This is a genomic window from Nonomuraea aridisoli, assembly GCF_003236395.1.
GTDB lineage: Bacteria > Actinomycetota > Actinomycetes > Streptosporangiales > Streptosporangiaceae > Nonomuraea > Nonomuraea aridisoli.
This window is the reverse complement of the sequence record NZ_POUD01000597.1, coordinates 1-965: the sequence shown is the minus strand read 5'-3', so window position 1 is coordinate 965 and position 965 is coordinate 1. Positions and strand designations below refer to the sequence as shown.

At 77.1% G+C, this 965-nt stretch carries 1 protein-coding gene; it reads left to right on the top strand.

Annotated features, from left to right (window positions below; genetic code table 11):
• A partial coding sequence (locus C1J01_RS50900; protein WP_369122776.1) for an SCO7613 C-terminal domain-containing membrane protein occupies positions 1-672 on the top strand: 672 nt, incomplete at its 5' end.
• Positions 673-965 lie beyond the last annotated feature (293 nt).

Genomic DNA, 965 nt, shown 5'->3' with positions numbered 1-965 from the left:
GCCCTCGACCGGGGTGTGCGGGCCGGCGTGGGGGTCGAGGTGGCCGGGTGGGGGCTGGCCGGGGTGGCGGTGGTCATGGCCGCCGCGGATCCGGCGTTCCTGTGCGTGGCGCTGGCCTGCTGCGGTGTGACGGCGCTCGCCGTCGCCCTGCGCCGGGACCGGCGGCGGGCCGTGTGGCCGGGGCTGGTGCTGCTGCAGCTCGCCCTCTGGCTGCGGCTGGCGCTCTCCGACGTGACCGCTCCCGAGGCGTACACGGTGCCGTTGTCGGTGGCCGGGCTGGTCGTGGCCTGGCTGGCCAGGCGGCGCGACCCGGGCCTGTCCTCGTGGACCGGGTACGGCACCGCGCTGGCGCTGACGTTCCTGCCCAGCCTGTACGCCACCTGGAACGACCCCGGCCTCGTCCGCCCGCTGCTGCTCGGCGTGGCCGCGTTCGCCGCCACCCTGGCCGGCGCGCGGGCCCGGCTGCAGGCACCGCTGATCCTCGGCGGGATCGTGCTGGTGGTGACGGCGGCCCAGGAGTTCGCCCCCGCGCTGGCCGCCTTCGTGGGCGAGGGGCCGCGCTGGCTGCCGATCGCGGTGGCGGGCGCGTTCCTGCTGTTCACGGGCGCGACGTACGAGCACCGGCTACGCGACCTGCGCAAGATCCGCCGCCTGATCGTGCGGATGCGCTGACCCGTCAGGCTCCCTCGTCGGCGCGCGCCCGCAGAGCACACCCACGCCGGGGAACGCGATTCGGGGGAGAGCGCCGCAGGACACACCCACGCCGGGGGAACGCCACTCGGGAAGGTGAGCACCGCGGGCGCACCCCCGGCGGCCTCCCCTATGCGGAGACGCCGTCCGCTGAGGTATCGGCCGCACCGGACCCACGCCGGGAACGCGGCGGCAGCCGCAGCGCGGCCCACGTGAGCGCCGCGCCACCGACGGCGGCGAACAGCAGCGTGTACGCGGGCACCCCACCGGCTCCC